Genomic DNA, 15404 nt, shown 5'->3' on the forward strand with positions numbered 1-15404 from the left:
TCCTTCTCATCCGCTCGTTATGCCGCGATGGCCGAACCGCTTCTTCATCAAGTGAACAAGCAGCAGCAGAATCGGAATATAGACGAGGAAGATCGGCTGTACCGTCAAAAAGCTCTTCGCCCCTTCCAATCCATGCTCCGGAAAGCTCCAAGCCGACATCATGGAGACGAAAAACACCGATACGCCGATCGGAACGGCCAGCCGATTGGGCTCCGCCGCCTTGAAAATATCCGCCGCGATGGCCGTCGCCGCGTAGGCATACACGGTCATCTTGAAGAACACGCCGATAATGAGCGCCAGAATGACCAGCGCATCCAACCGTTCCACGAATTCCGCCACTTCCACGGTCGTGATCGCGGTGAACAACGGGAAGGTCGCACGGGAATACATGTCTTCGCCGATAACCGAAATTTCCATCGCATGGGTGATGCTGAGCATGACCGTGCTGACCAGTATCGCGAGAATGCCGATTCTGCGCGCGTACTGCCGCTGCGCCAGGTAGGGCAGGAACGCCGAGAAGGCGATTAATTCCGCGAATGGGAACAAGAAAATGTTTGGGTACGCGCTTCGGAGCGTCACGCCGATCCCTTCTCCCCAGACGGGAAGCAGATTGCGAATCTCGATGGCGCCCGATAACGCCACGGCCAAATTACTCAACAGTCCGAGGACCAAGATGAAGACCAGGTAGATCTCGCCGAGACGGAACAAGACCTGGATGCCTTTATATATCATATACATGCTGGTCCCCATGATGGCCGCATGGACGATGACGATCGGCGTCTGGTCGTACGAGGTCGTGATGAGCAGATCGCCTACCTCCCGCAAATTGCGCCCCGAGATGTAGATGAAATACACCGCGTAAAACAACGCGAGCGGCCAGCCGAGGTAGGACCCGACGATTTGCCGGATATACCCGCTCAGAATCATCGACGGATACTGCTTATTGAAATACGTGAACAACAGATAGACCAGGATCCCGCCTGGAAGCGCCAACAGAATCGATAGCCAGGAGTTCTGCGCCGACGATAAACCGATCGGCAGGACGAGCGCCGTTCCTAATTCGAATAATATAATCATGGCAAACAGCTGCGTCGGACTGATGAATGGCGTTCTCAACCTAACCGGCCTCCTTCAACGGGGATTCGTTCCATGTCGCGTTAGCATTCCAGAAAAAGGTTGTTTTTATCCGGCTATGATCGGAGCGAAATGAGAAAAGACCGCCCCCAGACGGAGCGGCCTCAACTCGCGTTATCCCATTCGATTGGCGGCATCGTCCTGGTAGCCTTCATCGTCAGCGCGTCCTCGCCGATATCCGTCCAGACGATGTTGGACAGGCAGGCGTCTCCATAGGTGTGGATGCCGTCCGCGGCCGGCGCGCCGAGCACGACGTTCTTCAGCGCCGCGCCATCCTCCAGCATGAATACGGATTTCTGATTCTCGCCCTGGCCGCCATCGCCGAGCGGGCAATATACGTTCTCCCTTTGCCATCGAACACCTGCCCTGCCTTGACGATGATCGTCGAGTTGACCGTTACCGAGCTTGGCGATACCTTCACGAGCGTCCATTGCTGGTTCGTACCTTCCTGGTCTCTCCATTGCACGATGTTGGCGCCCGGCGTCTTGGAATATTCGAACACCTCGGCTACCTCGCCGTTGAACCGGTTCTTCAACTGCACGTAACCTCCGCTGTCCTCGATCTTCCAAAGTTGGGTGGTATTGTTGAAATTCTACCATGGCGAGATATTGCCGCCGTCGGTGGTCGACCAGCCGTATACCTCGAGCGCCTGGCCGCTGTTCGCGTTCGGCCTTCTCCGCGAGCGGCGCGAAGGTGAGCAGCATGGCGACGGCGGCGCATAACGTTGAACATAATAGCCTTTTTCTTTTCGTGTAAAAATGCTTTATGGATGCCGTACCGAAACCTCGACTCGTCCTCCAAGCCGATGTAAAATAAGGAGGCACCCGGTTCGTCTTGGCGGTCGGAACGCCCCCGCAGCTGGTTCAGTGGCATTCGCACGACCGGCAGCGCATAAGTATCTGAGAATTCCATTGCGAAAGCGTGCGCGATGGCCGTCATGCCGCACATCTTCGGCAACAGACGAATGTAGCGTCGTGATCATCGTGACCACTTCCCCATGCGCTTTCGACTGCAGGCCTTCTTTGCCCGCAAGCGCGGCGTACAGCCCGTCCGGCATATATCGGCGCTCCGCGTTCTATCGCATCCGTTGTAAGTCGTTTATCTTGGAAAGGAAGAGGATCAAATGTCTGCGCAACGACGTCATATGGTCAAAATCGTGCCTTACAACGATAAATGGCCTCTGGAATTTGAAAGCGAGAAGCAGCAATTGCTTGATATTCCAGGTTCGCATATCGTCACAATCGAGCATACCGGCAGCACTTCCATCCCGAACCAAGCAGCCAAACCAATTATCGATATGTACGCCTGCGTTCCGGCTTTGTATCATGAAGAGGTTTATGCGGACTTGTTTCGTAATTCGGGTTACTTCTACGTTGTAACCGGTATGACCGGGCGACATTTTTTTGCAAAAGAAATCGCAGGCGAGCGAACGCATCATTTGCACATCTTGCCAATCGAGGGATTTTACGAAAGAAAAGAATTGCTCTTTCGTGACTACCTCCGCGAACATCCCGATCTAGTCAAGGAATACAGTGAACTTAAACAGGTACTGGCCAAACAATACCCTTCCGACCCTGACGGTTATACACGCGCAAAAACCGCCTTTATACAACGAGTAGATGACCTGGCTAGAACAGAACGCGGGCTCCCGCTTAGAAATGTATGGGACTAGTTGCGCCACTAGCCTCCGCTAGTTTTATCCCGATACCTTAACGGAACAGGTAATTGGATAATACTGCAGTTAATAACTCTCAACTCGCATGCACCTCATAAGAAGACAAAAAGACATTGGCAGCCTCGGCGGTTGTCCAATGTCTTTTTGTCGATCGCGGCTCATCAGATGGAGGCTACCGCGTTCGCGTTCAACCTCGCGAATTCGTTCGCATAGTCTGCGACCTTCACGCCGATCTGCGCAAGAAAGCCATGAATTGCGCGTCGCAACCTCCTACGGACGCAAGCTGTAGCCTAGCCCCCACACCGTATACACCATCTTGCCGGCTTCGTCCGCGGCGGCGTTAAGCTTTTCTCGAATACGTTTCACATGAGTGTCCACCGTGCGGTACTCGCTCTTGTTCGCGGTCTCGTTGCGCCACACTGCTCGCAATAGATCTTCTCTCGTGTACGCGATGCCGGCATTACGGGCCAGAAAATACAGCAACTCGTATTCCTTTAAGGTGAGCCGGATCTCCGTATCCTGAACAAGAACCTGTCGCGCCAGCGTATCGATCGACAGGAACGGAAACACCAATTTATTCGCCGGGATGGCCAAAATCTCGGGATTCATGCCCGAAGTCCGGTTCAAGATCGCTTTGACGCGGAGCACGAGCTCGCGCGGGCTAAACGGCTTCGTCACGTAATCGTCCGCCCCCGCTTCGAATCCTTTGATCTTCCCGAATTCGTCCCCTTGCGCCGTCACCATCATGACAGGGGTTCGTTTCATCTCCCGGATCGAGCGGCACACCTCGATCCCATTCATGCCGGGAAGCATCAGATCCAATACGATCAGCTGATAGTCGTTGGCGCGTATTTTCCGAATCGCCTCGATGCCGTCGGCCGCCTCTTCGATCAAGAAACTTTCTTTCTCCAAATAAAGTCTCAGCAGGTTCCTTATCCGTTTCTCGTCGTCGACTAGCAAAATCCGCTCTGGTTGTCGCATGTTCATCGCTCTTCACTCTTTTCCAGCCTTTTCTTTGTAGGTTCTCGCTGGCGGTTGAATTGCAGGGCATGGTTTCTCTCTAATCTCTCGCGTCTTAGGCACAATCTCCTATACGGAAAATCTTACGTTCAGGTGTCGGGGCAAGATGACCGTATTCGTGACGAAAACATGACAAAAAGAAAGACTGCCACCGCAGCATTCGCTGGTTAGCAGTCTTTCGATATGACCCTGATATTAGCCCGATATGGCTTTATCGATCGGGAACGCCGCTCCGGACCAGGCCTTACGCGAAGTCCACTCGGCCTCGCCCTGCCAGAAGGCCGATTCCTCGGGCAGTCCCAGCGCGAGAAAAACCGTCGTGCATAAATACAAGCTCCCCGTCGATATATACGCTTCGCCGATCTGCGGCTGGCTCCCGGCGAACCCGATCCGCAGCCAGCCTCCCTCGTCGAACGTCCCCGGCAGCTCGACCTGCCGCCGAATGACGGCCGTCAGCGCGCAGCGGACTTGCGCGGGTTCCAGCTCCTCCGGCAGCTGCTCCCGAAGCGCCATCAAGGATAAATGCTGGAACGCGCCGAACCGATACGCCAGCGACCGCCCGATCGGCGGGAAGGTCCCCTCCGGCGAGATGAGCCGCTCCAGAACGGCAGCATAACGAACGACGCGAGGAAGCGTCTTGGCGCGGAGTTCCGTCCAGTCGCCGTATTGATCGCCCAGCTCATCCAGTACCTCCACGAGCATCGGTTGAATGACGAAGCTGTTGTAATAATCCCAGTGATAAGCCGGTCCGTCGCCATAGGCTCCGTCTCCCTCGTACCACTGCTCGTGCTGCCGGAGCGCATAATCCACGCGCATGCGGTCCCAGTCTTCGCCCATCCGATGCAAGGCGGCTTCGATCATGGCGCTGAACAGCAGCCAATTGCTGAATACCGGACGGATAACCCGCGTCGCGCGCAAAGCCGAGGTTAAGTTAGCTCGGACATGCGGTTCGAGCCTCGCGTACAGCTCGTTTGGCGCGCGAAGCACGGCGTTCGCGAGGAATGCCGCGTCGACGAGCGGCTGACCGCCCCGGTCGAAATTCATGTAGTCCAGCGATGACGGATCCGTGGCCGCCTCGATCGCCTGCCTCGCCATGTCCGCCATCCGCAGCCGAATTTCGCCTTCGTCGCCGGCGCGCGATCCCCGTTCCAGCCACGGCGCGATGCCGGCCAATGTACGCCCCAACGCTTCCAGATGCGTGTAATCCAAACGGTCGTCCCGCTCCGCTTCGATCGGCATATCGCGACGAAGCCGTCTGGCGGATAATGCCTCCAGCACGGGCCGCGCAATGCGGACCATCGTCTCGACCCAGTACGTTCTGTCCTTCGCCATCCTCATAGCCCCCCAACCACACGTCGGTCATTCCCCACAAGTATAGACGGTTGTTCGGTCCGGTCCAATGCCCTATAATGGTCAAAAACTGACCTATCGTGCTTTTCTAGAAGAAGAGGAGCGAGCGTATGCTGACATTGCTTTCGTGCGGATATCATAGCATTCATCATGACGGCATTCTAAGGAACCGGCCGAGCGGCTCGGGAAGCTACACGTTTGTGCTGTTCAAGAGCCGAGCGGAAGTTACGCTTGGCGGCAGCGCATTCTCGGTGCCGAGCCATACGTTCATCTTGTTCCGGCCTACCACGCCGCATGCATATCGCGAGCTGGAGAGTCCGTTTATCAATGATTGGTTTCATTGCGCGGGCGATGAATTGCCCGCCTTCCTGCAGGAGTTGAACTTCCCCGCGGATACGCCGATCGTCGCCTCGGACCCGATGCTGCTCTCGCGCGGCATCATGGACCTGCAGCATACGTTTCGTCTAGGCGGACCGCTGCGCGACCGCATCCTGGATTGCGACCTGCGCTCCTTCTTCATGAAGCTGAGCGATTTGCGGGAACGGACCGCGCCGGACAAGCTCGGCCGGTATTACGTCCCGTTCTCAGAGCTGCGCGATCAGCTGTATCGGTCTCCGCAATTACACATCTCGGTAACGGCGCTCGCCAAGCGCTTCCATATGAGCAAGTCTTATTTCCAGCATATTTATAAAGACCTCTTCCAATGTTCCGTCGTGACGGATATGATCAATGCCCGGCTTGAACATGCCAAGTATTTGCTTGATCATACCGAGCTGCCCGTTACGCGCATCGCGAGCTTGTGCGGCTACGAGAACGACACCCATTTCATGCGCCAATTCAAGAAATTCGTCGGCCTTACGCCTAGACAGTATAGATATGGGAGCGAAGGGTGAGCGCCGGCCAACAGTCTCCGCGGCATTGCGCCTGCGTCAGGCTTGCGCCCGCTTCCCGCCTGCCGCAAGCAACGGAATGCTTAGCGCGAACGCGGCCGCGGCGAGCCAGATTGGCAGCTCCGGATCGAGCGAATACGCCCAGCCGCCGATAATGCCGGACGGCGACACGGCAAGCAGCACGAGGACCGACAGGATCGCGAACATCTTCGCTCGGCGCTCATCGTCGATGGCGTTGGCGACGGCGGCCTCGAGATAAGGCGCCGTCACCATCGTCGCCCCGGCGGACAACACGGTACTAACGGCGATCCAACCGAGGGAGCCCGCCGGCGTCAGCGCGAGCATGCCGTTCGAGACGGCCGACAGGATGAATCCCCCTATCATCGTGCGATTCGTCAGCCGCTCCGGAATGCGCGGCATGACGAGCCAGAGCACGAGCAGCATCACGACCGAAGAGACGGCGGGCACCATCGAAATCAAGCTCTCGTCCATGCCGAGATCGTCGGCCAAATAGAGCGAGAGGTACGTCCCTTTGATGGTCATTTGGAAATTGAACAGAATATAGACGCCGAACATGAGCAGCAGGCCTCTGTCGGCCAATACGACGCGCAGCGTAGCCATATAATCTCGCAAGCTCGCTTGCATTCCGAGATCGCGCGCCTCCCGCTTCTTGCGCAGCCCGATCTCCGTCTCGCGGGTCGTATAATGCCGCCCGAGAAATTGCGCCGTCATCAAGACGAACGCCAACACATACATGATCCGGACGCCCGTGACCATGCCGTACTCGTGTACGAGCAACCCGCCCAGCGGAGCGAATAGTCCGCCGATGACGCCGATCACCTGCAGCAATGTAAATACGTATGTACGCTCCCGCGGCTCCGTATCTTCGACGAGCAGACAATAGAACGCGGTATGGGGTACGCGCTGCAAGCCGTTGATGAAGGCGGCGGCGATGAAGAACCAGATGTTCTGCGAGAATGCCCAGAGCAGCGTGCCCGCCGACCAGCTGATGAGATCGAACGCGAGCAGCGCGGCCTTCCGCCCCATCCGGTCGGTCAAGTAACCGCTGAGGAACGACGAGAACACTTGGACGACGAGCGTCAACGTCGTCACCCATCCGATCTGCGTCTCGCTCAGGCCGAGTTCATGCATGTAGATGGTAGCATACGTGGCGAACATGCTGTAAGGAATCAAGAACAACGGCTCGAAAGCAAGACAGCCTCTGCTGTTGCCCTTCAATCGCGGGAAAAAGGTACGCATGAAACGAGGATCCTCCTAAGGCGTTTGATGTGTTCCTTCCATCCTAACCACGACGGACGTCGCGCGTCCAGCCATCCATTTCCATATTTGACCAGGATTCGCAATGTCTGACGACTTCGCGTAGGCCGAGTACCTTGCCAGAACGAAATGGCAAGCGTTGTGGAGCGTATTCGGACATGACCCTCACAAGTAAGGGCCGATTTGAGAGGAAGCCTCCTCCCGCACGCGCGAGACCGTCCCCTGACTCAGCAGATACCCGCCTCTCTCCCCTCCTTCGGGGCCAAGCTCGACGACCCAATCCGCACGCCGGATCAGTCTGGACTTATGTTCGATCATGATCGCCGTATTTCCGCGCCGCACAATCTCTTCGATGGCGTCTCCAAGCAGATCCGCATCCTGCGGATGCAGTCCCGTCGACGGCTCGTCCAACACGATCAAAGCATGCCCGCCTTCCGTCCGCTGCAGCTCTTTGGCGAGCTGAATGCGGCGCGCTTCCCCGCCGGACAGCGTATGGGCCGGCTGTCCCAGCGGCAAATACCCCAGCCCCAATCGAAGCAGCCACTCCAGACGGCGCCGGATAGCCGGCTCGCCGTCAAAGATCGCCGCCGCTTCTTGCAGGCTGGCTTCCAGAATGCGGGCAATAGAATAGCCCCTATACGTCACCTGCAAGACCGCGTCCAGATAACGCTTGCCCCCGCATTGCGCGCAAGGCACGTAGGCGTCCGGCATGAAATACATGTTCGTCTTCGTCGCGCCGAGCCCCAGGCAATGCTCGCAGCGCCCTCCTTTGACGTTGAAGGAGAAATGCGAGGGCTTAAAGGCATAGCCCCCCGTTCGCGCTTGTTTCGCGAACAAGTCGCGCACGTCGTCGAATAAGCCCGTGTACGTCGCGGCATTGGACCGGGCGCTTCGTCCCATGTCGTCTTGATCGATGACGACGACGCGCTCCACCAACCCCGATCCGGTCATCCGTCCCTCCTTGACCGCGGGCAGCAGCGCGTCGAACATCAAGGTCGTCTTGCCCGAACCCGACACGCCCGTTACGGCCGTGAGAGCCCCTAGCGGGAAGACCGCGTCGATCCCTTTCAAATTCCGCTGCGAGGCCCCCTTCACGGTCAGACATCGATCATAATTAGGGAACGGCGCGCGGTCGCGTCTGCTCCGGCCCTCTTCCTCCTTCAGATAACGTCTCGTCAGCGAATGCTCGCAGCGCAAGATGTCGCCGAGCCCGCCTTGAACGACGATACGCCCTCCGAACGCACCTGCGCCGGGTCCCACCTCGACGATATGATCCGCCAGCTTCGCAAGCTGAAGCTGATGTTCCACCACGATGACGGTATTCCCGCGATCGCGCTGCCGAAGCAGCGCGCGGTACAGGTTCTCGATATCCTTCGGGTGCAGCCCGGACGTCGGCTCGTCGTAGACAAACACGATATCCGTCAAGCTCGAATGCAGCGAGGAGGCTAGTCGAACGCGCTGCGCTTCGCCGCCGGACAAGCTGCTCATCGGACGGTCCAGCGTCAAATACGACAAGCCGACATCCGCCAAACTTTGCAGACGCGCCAGCAGCTCGTGCAGCAGCGGCTTGACGGCCGACGCCGCCGGCGTATTCGCGAAGACGCGGTCCCACGCCTCCAGCCGCGCCCGAAGCCGATCGAGCGATAGCCCGGTCACCTCGTCGATCGACGCGCCGCCGATCGACAACCCGCGTGCGACGGCATTCAGCCGCGAGCCGCCGCAGGCGATGCAGACGCGTCGACTCATCAGCGGCTTGAGGTCCGACGATTCCCTGGCGGCTTCGTCCGTCTGCTCGAAATATCGACGCCTTACGGCCGGCACGGCCCCCTCGAACCGACCCGCCTCGGCGGTTTTGGGCGGAGCGAGCTCGGGCCGGAGACGACGCAGCCGCTCGTCGTCGGTTCCGTAGAGCAGCAGTTCGCGCACGAGCTCGGGCAGCTCGCCGATCGGCTTGCCCATGTCTTCCGGGGCGAACGCAAGTCCGTAATGCTTGGCCGCTTGAACGAGCGTAAGCTCGAAGAATCGGCCAACCCCCTTCTTCCAAGCGAGCATCCCCCCGCCCGCGATCGAGGCGTCGAAGTCCAACAGCTTCTCCGGATCGGGGTGCAGCTCTTCTCCCAGACCGCCGCACGCCTCGCATGCCCCGAGAGGCGTATTAAAGGACAGGTGCGCCAACGTTAGCGGCATCATGTCGGCGGAACAGGCGGGACAAGACAGACGGCCGTCGGCCTCCCCTCCCGGAATGCGCGCGCCGCACGCCGGGCATGGGCGGTCGCCCGCGGAGAGGTAGAGAATCCGCAGATGAGTATAAATTTCGCTATATGTCCCTAGCGTCGACCGAGGGGAGGGATTGGTCCTTCGCTGCGAGACCGCGACTACCGGAGCCAGATTCTTCGCCTCCTTGAATTGGGGACGCTGCACCTGCTCGGCCACTCTCCCGACGGCGAGCAGATGCTGCCGTTCCGACTCCTTGCACAGCACGTCGAACAGCAAGGTCGATTTCCCTGAGCCGGATACGCCGGTAATCAAGCTCAACCGGCGCTTGGGCACCTTGAAATCGACATGCTTCAAGTTTCGTTCGGTCACGCCGAGCAGCTCAATGTATTTCGTTTCGTCCATGGATGGCTGCCTCCCTATCTATGCTTGAATTCGCGTCCGGCGGCCGCGGCGCTCCGCACAACTGCTTCGGACACTCATCATTGTAGGACAAAACTATGACAAATCTTGTCGTAGTTAAACGCAATCCATCCCGAAATAAAAAAACGAGCGCCTCTCCCCGCGAATCAGGGATAAACGCTCGTTATTTCGCATTCTTTCGTCCAACCTCGCTACTCACTGCCGCTGCCGACTAGAGATCGAATGCCGGTATATCCATGATCAGATTAGGCTCATCGCGCTTGAAGGCACTACCGCTGGAGCTGCAGATGGAGCAGCGGGAAAGGCGCCTGATTTCTATCTCAAGCGCGGCTATCGTATTGCCGGCACGCTTGAACACGCGTCTTTGTTCGGGAGGAAGCGTTTTTTCATGATGAAAGAGCTGCTAGAAATACGCCGAACGCGCAGCGGCAAACCGACAAAAACAACGAACAACCCTTGGTTTGGCAATGGTCCGAGCCAAGGGTTGCTGCGAATATCGAGGAGGGCTATGGATTCAAACCGTTGCACGAGGTTTCTTGCTCCGCTAGAAAATCGAGCATGCGATGAAGGGCCTCCGCTGCCGACGGCTCCGCATAGTTGGGGGAAAACGGGTCGGCGAACCCATGTCTGCCCGGCAAAATCAAAGCCTGCACCCCAGCCTTCCGGTTCAACGTCGCCGTCAGATCAGGCACATGGAACGAGCGCTCTTCCTGTCCGAAGAACAGCAGCGTCGGCGCTCGCGGCGTCATGTCGGCGTAGCTTCGGATGCGCGACCCGTAAAATCCCACGATCCCGGCGATGCCGTCACGCTCGCCGCACAGCCAAGCCACCGTGGCGCCGACGCTGCTCCCCACTACGAATAGTCGTTCGTAGCGCTGTCGCATGTGGCTCAGCAAGGGATCGACCTTGTCCTTAGCCCGAGCGAAGCCGACCGTGGTCATGAAGTTCGCGTAGGCCTCCTCCTCTTGGTCATACGCGAACGGCTCGCGACGATCCAGAAGATTCGGACAGACTACATCATATTGCCGGTTCGCGAGCAGTCGGCAGAGATGCTGCATATATTCATTCATGCCGTAGATTTCATGCAGCACAATGACGGCCGTATCGGAGCCGTTGATTATACAGATCATCGCATCGGACCCGTCTACCTTTAAACTATTCATCGGCTTTGCGAGCCTTCACGATCAAAAAATGAGGGGTCGTCGCAAGCTTATCAAACCACTTCGCATGCCAGCGCGAATAGTCCAGGTCGTTCATATCGCCGCGCACGGGCTGCGGCTCTACGATGGATTCAAGTACAAAGCATTCCGATGTCGCATTCACGATGTCCTGCATGGATCTTCTATAGAAGGAGACCTCCACCGCTCCCGCTTCGGGCTTGTTCCATACTTCCGTCAATAATTCGCGGGCGAAATAGTCCGGACGGGAAAAGTGCGTATAGTCCATGAACGGATGATGCACGGAGAAAATCAGGCCTGCGCCCGGCTTCATAATCCGATGGAATTCTCGAAAAGTCGACGCCCAATCTTCCAGATAGTGAAGCGTAAGCGAACTTACGATAAGGTCGAAGGTGCGATCGCTAAAAGGAAGCGTCTCCGAAAGATCGCCCTGGATGATCGTCGCCCTGTTCCCAATGCGCCGCCTGCAAGCCTCCGTCATGTCCGGACTGATGTCGATCGCGCTCACCTGTGCTCCTTGATGGATGAAATGCTCCGTATACCAGCCTGCCGCGCAGCCGGCGTCCAGGATATTCATTTGCCGCATGTCCGTCGGCATAAGGTTTATCATTGCCGGTCTTTCGTAGTACGCGTTATGTCCGCTTTGCTTATCGACATGCTTCTCATAGTCGCTCGATAATAGATTGAAGGCTCTCGTTATGTTGTCTTTCAGCATGCTCACTCCAATGCTTTGGGATCTGATCCATTATGCCGGGATGACCGAGAGAACCGGGCATCCGCCATTGGCGTTCATTACCTATGTTAATCGAGTCCGGGGCGCGTGGCTAGTGCACTTTCGGGTACTTTTCTAACGCTGAAGTCCTTGTATTACACAAAAAATGACGTCACAGGGTTCTTTCCCCGTGGCGTCATTTAACGTTATCGGTCCATTACCGCTATTCCAATAACCCCTCCCGCTCCAGCACGGCTATCGCTTCGAGCAGCATGACGCCGCTCAGCTGGCCGCTTAGCTGCACGACCGGCTCCGGAGCGTCCATCCAGGACAAACTAATCAAGCCGGCATCTGATCGACCTTCCCGCCACAGCATCTCGGCGTTATGGAGCAGTAGTCGAAGCCACGGCTCCGCCAGTTCGGGCTGAACGCGAATAAGACCCACGAGGTAGCGGACGAGTATCCCTTTGAACAAGCCGCAGTCGTCGTTTCCTTCCCGAGGCAGCATGCCGGTCGACGTATCGACCAATTCGCTCGCCGCCGCTTGCGCGGTACGCTGCGCGTCCGCGAGATAAGCGGCATCACCCGTGCAGCGGTACAACTCGATGCCCGCGCCGAGGAAGACGCCTTGGCAATACGTATACTTCCAGTCGTAGTCGATCTTCCCGTCGCCCAGCCGGTTCATGCCGTCCCAGACGAAGCCGGTGTTCGGACAGACCAGCCGCTCCCGGTTGAACCGGTAGATGCGCTGCGCCCATTCCAGATCCTCCGCGCGGCCAACCAGACGGTACAGACGCGAAGCGAGAATCGAGGCCGGCGCGTTCGCAGGGGTGTTCTTGTAGTCCAGCTGATCCTTCTTCCAGGCCATGCCGCCGCCCATATGATCATTCCATGCGGTCTTGATATCGTCCCACAGCTCGAGCGCCCCTTGCTTATAGACGTCCTGCCCCGTCGTCTCGTATGCCCGGAGCAGAGCGAGCGCCATCCATTCCATGTCGTCGTAGTAGTTATGCAGCAGCGTACCGCCGTTCCACCGGACCGTATCGCGCAGCACCCGCTCCAGGAAGACTTCCCGCTCCGCGTTCCCGTCGCGCTGCAGCTCATCCACGAGGACATCGATCACATGGGCATGCCACCAATAGATCCAATGCTCGTTGGCATCTCCTCGCGGTACCGCTTGATCCATGACGCCGCGCTCCTCGTTCCAGAACAGACGCCGGAACTCCGCCTGCGCCTGCTTGGCCCGATCGGCCCACAGCCCGCTCCCGCTCATCCCTGACGCACCTCTCCCTTCGCCTCGGCCAGCAGACCGCGCTTCTCCAGAAGCGCCAGCTGTTCCAGCAGCATGATGCCGCTCAGCTGGGTGCTCAGCGTCACGCGATCGCTCGGCTTGCTGCCCCAACTTGTGCTGAACACATTACGCTCCGCATCGCGGCCTTCCTGCCACAGCATGTCGGCCTGTTGAACCAGCAGCTCGATGCTCTTCGTCTCCGTCGGCGCGACTTCGGTCAGCTCGCCCCAATACCGGACGAGGATGCCCTTGAACAAACCGCCGTCGCCGTCCCCTTCATCCGGCAGCAAGCCCGTCTCCGGGCATACGAGCTCCGCGCGCGCGGCTTCGGCCGTACGTACGGCATCCGTGATATAGGCTTCATTGCCCGTACATCGGTACAGCTCGACGCCGGCGCCGATGAACACGCCTTGGCAGTACGTGAACTTCCAGTCCTTGTCGATCGCGCCGTCTCCGGTCCGATTCATGCCGTCCCAGACGAACCCGGACGCCGGATCGACGAGATTGGACTTGAGCCAGGCGTAGATGCGGAGCCCCCAATGCAAATCCTCGTCGCGGCCGAACTCCCGGTACAGCCGCGCGGCCAAGATGACGGCCGGCGCGTTCGCCGGCGTATTCTTGTAGTCCAGCTGCGATTTCTGCCACGCGATGCCCCCGCCCATATGGTCGTTCCAGCCGGTCTGGATATCTTCCCATAGCACGAGCGCCGCGTCCTTGTACCGTTCCTCGCCGGTCGCTTGATACGCGCGAAGCCACGCGATCGCCATCCATTCCATGTCGTCGTACAGCTCGTTCGGGAACGCGCCGCCGTTACGGGCGAGCAGACCGTCGTGGATCGCGGCCAGCCGTTCCTTATAAGCCGCGTCGCCCGTCCGCCCCAAGCCGTCGACCAACGCGTCGACCGCATGCGCCATCCACCAGTAGTGGAAGATCGTGTTGCACGCGCCGTCTTCGCACGGAATTTCGATATCATACAGCCGAATGGAAGGGTTCCAATATAACTGTTCCAGCGCTTGCTGCGCCGCTTCGGCGCGGGATGCCCACGTCATGCCCATATGCTTCACTCTCCGTATCCTTTTATCTCTCGTCCAAGGTACCGTTCTTCTCGAACTTCGCCAACTGCTCCAGCAGCATCATGCCGCTCAGCTGGGTGCTCAGCTGCACGACCGCATCGGGCGACTGCGCCCACGAATTGCTGAACAGCGCGCTCTCGCTCGACTTGCCATATTCCCATAGACTGTCGCCGTTGGTCTTCAGCAGCTCGATCGGTTCCCGCCGCTTCGGGTCGGCTTCGATCAGCTCGCCAAGATAACGAACGAGCACGCCCTTGAACAGTCCGCCGTCGCCGTCTCCCTCGGAAGGCAGCATGCCTGTCGCGGGCGACAAGAAGTCCGTCTTCAGGTTGCCGGCCGTCCTGCGGGCATCGTCCAGATAACGCGACTCTTTCGTTGCATCATACAACTCGACGCCCGCGCCAATGTACACGCCTTGCCCGTACGTGAACTTCCATTCCTTGTCGACCGCGCCGTCTCCCGTCCGGTTGATACCGTCCCATACGAGACCCGACTCGGGATCGACGAGCGTCTTCGTCTGCCAGTCGTAGATCTTCTTCGCCCATGCCAAATCCTCGTCGTTGCCGAAATGCCGATACAGTCGGGCAGCCAATATAACGGCTGGCGCATTCGCCGGCGTATTCTTGTAATCGAGCTGCTCCTTGCGCCAAGCGATGCCGCCGCCCATCTCCTCGTTCCAGCCGGCCTTGATGTCGGCCCACAGCTCGAGCGCAGCCTGCTTATAACGCTCCTCCTTCGTGACGTCGTACGCGCGCAGCCAGGCAAGCGCCATCCACTCCATGTCGTCGTAATAATCGTTGATCATGACGCCGGCATTGCGGTCTAGTATGCCTTGGTACAGCTTCGACAGTCGTTCCTTATAGGCCTCGTTGCCGGTACGCTCATAACCGTCTACCAGCACGTCAACGGCATGCGCCAGCCACCAATAATTGAACGGATCGGTGCACAGCTGGGCGATGCACGGCGCGGCATTGTTGAACAAGCCCCGCTTCTCGTCCCAGAAGGACTTCGCCAGCTCCGCTTGCGCGGCGTCAGCCCGGTTCTGCCATTCGCTCGAAGCAGGCGAGAAGGCCTCCTTCAGCCGATCCGCTTGCAGAACGGCGAGGACGATGCCGACAATCATGATCGTCGCCGCGGCTAAGCCGATCGCGCGATTTCGCTTCAAT

13 protein-coding genes and 3 pseudogenes are annotated in these 15404 nt (G+C 58.4%); 3 read left to right on the forward strand and 13 right to left on the reverse strand.

Annotation, left to right across the window (positions count from 1 at the left end; translation table 11 throughout):
* Positions 1-6: 6 nt before the first annotated feature.
* From BCM02_RS10020 to BCM02_RS35665, 3 genes and pseudogenes are all read right to left on the reverse strand, one after another.
* Positions 7-1116 carry a GerAB/ArcD/ProY family transporter gene (locus BCM02_RS10020; protein WP_246183295.1) on the reverse strand — a complete coding sequence of 370 codons (1110 nt, stop codon included), beginning with the start codon at positions 1114-1116 and terminating at the stop codon, positions 7-9.
* A gap of 167 nt (positions 1117-1283) precedes the next feature.
* Positions 1284-1555, reverse strand: a pseudogene (locus BCM02_RS10025) (pectate lyase); the annotation flags it as partial.
* A 24-nt stretch (positions 1556-1579) separates the two neighbouring features.
* A pseudogene (locus tag BCM02_RS35665) lies at positions 1580-1675 on the reverse strand (hypothetical protein); the annotation flags it as partial.
* A gap of 43 nt (positions 1676-1718) precedes the next feature.
* Between BCM02_RS35665 and BCM02_RS35205 the strand changes: the two are divergent.
* Positions 1719-1856, forward strand: a complete 138-nt coding sequence (locus BCM02_RS35205; protein ID WP_187434125.1) for a hypothetical protein — start codon at positions 1719-1721, stop codon at positions 1854-1856.
* 76 nt (positions 1857-1932) lie between these two features.
* Here the strand turns inward: BCM02_RS35205 and BCM02_RS36580 are convergent.
* Positions 1933-2082, reverse strand: a pseudogene (locus BCM02_RS36580) (hypothetical protein); the annotation flags it as partial.
* Between the two features lie 175 nt (positions 2083-2257).
* On the opposite strand from BCM02_RS36580, the gene BCM02_RS10030 reads away from it, so the two are divergent.
* Entirely contained in the window at positions 2258-2806 is a 549-nt protein-coding gene (locus tag BCM02_RS10030; RefSeq protein ID WP_148928945.1) for a GrpB family protein, read from the forward strand.
* Positions 2807-3079: 273 nt separating this feature from the next.
* On the opposite strand, the gene BCM02_RS10035 is transcribed toward BCM02_RS10030, so the two are convergent.
* A complete protein-coding gene (locus BCM02_RS10035) occupies positions 3080-3790 on the reverse strand; it encodes a response regulator transcription factor (protein ID WP_148929229.1) in 711 nt (236 codons plus the stop codon).
* Between the two features lie 234 nt (positions 3791-4024).
* The gene (locus BCM02_RS10040) at positions 4025-5161 is read right to left on the reverse strand and encodes a DUF2264 domain-containing protein (RefSeq protein ID WP_148928946.1); all 1137 of its coding nucleotides are present in this window, start codon (positions 5159-5161) and stop codon (positions 4025-4027) included.
* Between the two features lie 128 nt (positions 5162-5289).
* Here BCM02_RS10040 and BCM02_RS10045 point away from each other — a divergent pair, with 128 nt between their 5' ends.
* Positions 5290-6072, forward strand: a complete 783-nt coding sequence (locus BCM02_RS10045; protein WP_148928947.1) for a helix-turn-helix domain-containing protein — start codon at positions 5290-5292, stop codon at positions 6070-6072.
* Positions 6073-6108: 36 nt separating this feature from the next.
* On the opposite strand, the gene BCM02_RS10050 is transcribed toward BCM02_RS10045, so the two are convergent.
* The 7 genes from BCM02_RS10050 to BCM02_RS35215 all read right to left on the reverse strand — a co-directional run bounded on the left by BCM02_RS10050 (position 6109) and on the right by BCM02_RS35215 (position 15403).
* Positions 6109-7329: an MFS transporter gene (locus BCM02_RS10050; protein ID WP_148928948.1), complete on the reverse strand. Its 1221-nt coding sequence runs from the start codon at positions 7327-7329 to the stop codon at positions 6109-6111.
* 183 nt (positions 7330-7512) lie between these two features.
* On the reverse strand, positions 7513-9966 hold the full coding sequence (locus BCM02_RS10055; RefSeq protein WP_148928949.1) for an excinuclease ABC subunit UvrA: 2454 nt from the start codon (positions 9964-9966) through the stop codon (positions 7513-7515).
* A 524-nt stretch (positions 9967-10490) separates the two neighbouring features.
* Positions 10491-11147, reverse strand: coding sequence for a dienelactone hydrolase family protein (locus tag BCM02_RS10060; protein ID WP_246183296.1), 657 nt, complete (start codon positions 11145-11147; stop codon positions 10491-10493).
* Entirely contained in the window at positions 11140-11874 is a 735-nt protein-coding gene (locus BCM02_RS10065; RefSeq protein ID WP_148929231.1) for a class I SAM-dependent methyltransferase, read from the reverse strand. Before BCM02_RS10065 ends, BCM02_RS10060 begins: the two co-directional genes overlap by 8 nt.
* Before the next feature lie 223 nt (positions 11875-12097).
* Positions 12098-13147, reverse strand: a complete 1050-nt coding sequence (locus BCM02_RS10070; protein ID WP_148928950.1) for a glycoside hydrolase family 76 protein — start codon at positions 13145-13147, stop codon at positions 12098-12100.
* Positions 13144-14214 carry a glycoside hydrolase family 76 protein gene (locus tag BCM02_RS35210; RefSeq protein WP_187434163.1) on the reverse strand — a complete coding sequence of 357 codons (1071 nt, stop codon included), beginning with the start codon at positions 14212-14214 and terminating at the stop codon, positions 13144-13146. Before BCM02_RS35210 ends, BCM02_RS10070 begins: the two co-directional genes overlap by 4 nt.
* Positions 14215-14242: 28 nt before the next feature.
* The gene (locus tag BCM02_RS35215) at positions 14243-15403 is read right to left on the reverse strand and encodes a glycoside hydrolase family 76 protein (RefSeq protein WP_246183298.1); all 1161 of its coding nucleotides are present in this window, start codon (positions 15401-15403) and stop codon (positions 14243-14245) included.
* Between the last annotated feature and the right edge of the window lies 1 nt (position 15404).

Origin of the sequence: Paenibacillus methanolicus (genome assembly GCF_008124765.1) — a bacterium.
Lineage (GTDB): Bacteria > Bacillota > Bacilli > Paenibacillales > Paenibacillaceae > Paenibacillus_Z > Paenibacillus_Z methanolicus.

Coding starts and splice junctions, on each gene's coding strand:
- BCM02_RS10055 (WP_148928949.1), bottom strand. CDS start 9,966: ATGGACGAAACGAAATACATTGAGCTGCTCGGCGTGACCGAACGAAAC.
- BCM02_RS35210 (WP_187434163.1), bottom strand. CDS start 14,214: ATGACGTGGGCATCCCGCGCCGAAGCGGCGCAGCAAGCGCTGGAACAG.
- BCM02_RS10045 (WP_148928947.1), top strand. CDS start 5,290: ATGCTGACATTGCTTTCGTGCGGATATCATAGCATTCATCATGACGGC.
- BCM02_RS10060 (WP_246183296.1), bottom strand. CDS start 11,147: ATGAATAGTTTAAAGGTAGACGGGTCCGATGCGATGATCTGTATAATC.
- BCM02_RS10070 (WP_148928950.1), bottom strand. CDS start 13,147: ATGAGCGGGAGCGGGCTGTGGGCCGATCGGGCCAAGCAGGCGCAGGCG.
- BCM02_RS10030 (WP_148928945.1), top strand. CDS start 2,258: ATGTCTGCGCAACGACGTCATATGGTCAAAATCGTGCCTTACAACGAT.
- BCM02_RS10040 (WP_148928946.1), bottom strand. CDS start 5,161: ATGGCGAAGGACAGAACGTACTGGGTCGAGACGATGGTCCGCATTGCG.
- BCM02_RS10035 (WP_148929229.1), bottom strand. CDS start 3,790: ATGCGACAACCAGAGCGGATTTTGCTAGTCGACGACGAGAAACGGATA.
- BCM02_RS10050 (WP_148928948.1), bottom strand. CDS start 7,329: ATGCGTACCTTTTTCCCGCGATTGAAGGGCAACAGCAGAGGCTGTCTT.